Origin of the sequence: Thiohalocapsa sp., assembly GCF_019695415.1 — a bacterium.
Classification (GTDB): domain Bacteria; phylum Pseudomonadota; class Gammaproteobacteria; order Chromatiales; family Chromatiaceae; genus Thiohalocapsa.
Genome location: NZ_JAIFKJ010000203.1, coordinates 1 through 2380 on the forward strand (window position 1 = coordinate 1; position 2380 = coordinate 2380).

Annotated in this window: 3 protein-coding genes; 2 read left to right on the forward strand and 1 reads right to left on the reverse strand. The window is 68.5% G+C overall.

Going from position 1 to position 2380, the window contains the following annotated elements:
• Window positions 1-210 (reverse strand): BREX system Lon protease-like protein BrxL (locus tag I6U14_RS05795; protein WP_296897628.1); only part of this gene is annotated, 210 nt, incomplete at its 3' end.
• Window positions 211-427: 217 nt separating this feature from the next.
• Between I6U14_RS05795 and I6U14_RS05800 the strand changes: the two genes are divergently transcribed.
• The gene (locus I6U14_RS05800) at window positions 428-2038 is read left to right on the forward strand and encodes an IS66 family transposase (protein ID WP_296897629.1); all 1611 of its coding nucleotides are present in this window, start codon (window positions 428-430) and stop codon (window positions 2036-2038) included.
• 99 nt (window positions 2039-2137) lie between these two features.
• A partial coding sequence (locus I6U14_RS05805) for a hypothetical protein (protein WP_296897631.1) occupies window positions 2138-2380 on the forward strand: 243 nt, incomplete at its 3' end.

The following is a 2380-nucleotide window of genomic DNA, read 5'->3' on the forward strand; positions in this document are numbered from 1 at the left end:
CGGGAGTAGGTGGGATTCGTGGGAAGGGACGACTGGGTGGAGGGCATGGTCGAGGGGGCCGGAGAGGGCATGTCGTGCATCGGCGATCACCGCGAGGCCACGGGAGAAACGGCCGTTGGCCAGTGAGTCCTTAGGGATCTGGAGAGGGTCCGGGTCCTGGACCTGGAGGCCGCCCACCTCGTCGAAGGCCACCGTGTCACAGAAGCCCACCGTAACCGTTTAGCCCCCCCTTGCGCGGGTCCGGCCATCCCGCGGACGGCCCGCATAGCGGACCCTACCCCAGAGCGCGCCGGCCCAGAGCGCGCCGGTAGCGCCGGTAGGGTCCGCTGTGCGGACCATCTGCCTCGGCGGCCTAGCTGAGTCGGACTCATGATCGGTGCAGTGAGTTCATGAGGTTGCAGACGAAAGCTCGCGTGATGTGGCAAGATTGTCCGCAGATCCCGCCGACGCGGGGACCTGCTGCGGCACCGCCATGCATCTGAGCGACCACGATCTGCGCCAGCTCGACGACGACTACCTCGGGAGGCTCACGCCCGAGCAGGCGCGCGCGCTGCTGCCGAAGGTGATTGCCGACCTGAAGGCCGCGCGCGAGCGCTTGGCGCAGAACCCCTCGAACAGCTCGCGTCCGCCGAGTTCCCGTGCCCCTTGGGAAGGGATCGACGACGCGGGCGAGGCCGATGACGGCACGCCGCCGTCGCCCGACGCGCAAGAGGCAGAGGCCCCCGCCACCACCGCGCGCTCGACCCCGGCGCGCCGGCCCAAGCGCAACAACAACTCCGGCGGCAGCAATCCCGGCCGGCGCAAGGGCGCGCCGGGCCACAGCCGCACGCAGACCCTGCCGGTCGATGCCGAGCAGGTGCATGCACCGCAGTGCTGTGCGGCTTGCGGCCGTGCGCTGGATGGCAGCGGCGAAGCGCACGCTTACACGGCCTACTACACGCTCGATCTCATCCGCCCCGAGGGCGGCGCCGGCGGGCTCGTGCTCCACCACACCAAGCACCTCTGTCTGGAGGAGCGCTGCGCTTGCGGGCATTGCACGCGGGCGCAGCCGGGCCGCTGCGGGCCGGACGAGGCTTGGACGGTGGCGCTGAGCGAGTGGCATCTCGCCGGGCCGAGCTTGGTCGCCTTCATCTGTGCGCTGACCCAGCGCATGCGCCTCTCGCGCGCGCGGGTCCGGGAATTCCTCGTCGACTGGCTCGGGCTGTCGTTGTCCACGGCCGTCATCAACCAGTGCGTGCACGAGGCCGCGCGCGCCGTCGAGCCCGTGGTCGAGCAAGAGATTCTGGCGCAGGTGCGCAACGTCGAGCTCCTCTACGCCGACGAGACCGCCTGGAAGGAGCACGGGCGCCTGCTGTGGCTGTGGGTGTTCACCTGTGCGACGGCCACGCTGTTCATCGTCGGCCGGCGCACGCGCCGGATGGTGCAGCGCGTGCTCGGCGAGCACTTCAACAACTGGCTGATGAGCGACGGGTATTGCGTCTACCGCGACATCGACCAACGCCTGCGCTGCCTCGCCCACCTGATCCGCAAGGCGCATGGGCTCGAGGAGAGTCTCGAGCCCCAAGCGCAGGCCTTTGGGCGCCACGTCCTCGATGTGATCGAAACGGTGATCGCCGCCGTCTACGATGCCCGCGGCGCCCCGGAGCACGCCGCGGGGCTGCGCGCCCGACACGCACCCGCGCTCAACGCGCTGCTCGAGGACTGCGGGCGACTCGCCAACGATGCCCGACATGAGAAAGCCCGCGCGCTCGCCCGCGAGCTGCTCAACGATTGGGACACCTTCTGGGTCGTGCTCGATCATCCCGAATTGCCCCTGACCAACAACGAAGCCGAACGTGCCCTGCGCCACTGGGTCATCGCGCGGCGCATCGGTATGGGCACCCGCACCGCGCAAGGCACGCGCGCCTTCGCGCTGCTCGCCAGCGTCATCGAGACCTGCCGCAAGCGCCATGCCTCACCGTGGGACTACCTCGCCGAGGTGGTGCGCCAACGCCGCCGCGGCTTGCCCGCACCCCCGCTGCCACTGCCCGCCGGCTGATGCGACGACGCTCGACGCTCTGGGAGGCGGGGGGCTAAACGGTTACAATATGGCGATCCCGAGCGCGCTTGGGACAGTGGGCTTGACCATTTCCTCAGCATGTCAGACGTTCGGCAAAGCCTGATCAATCTGACTGCGGTGGGACTCTCGCACCTCTTCGAGCAGCAGCTCCGCCACTTTCTTGAACAGGCCCACTTGGTAGATGCAGGAGAGAGGATCGACTACAACGAGTACAAGAAGCGAATGACCGAAGTGGGATTTCCGATCGAGGATGCGGAGTCTTGGGCGTGCATCCAGGAGCTTCGCCACGCGGCAAACGTCGTCAAGCACGCAGAAGGGAAT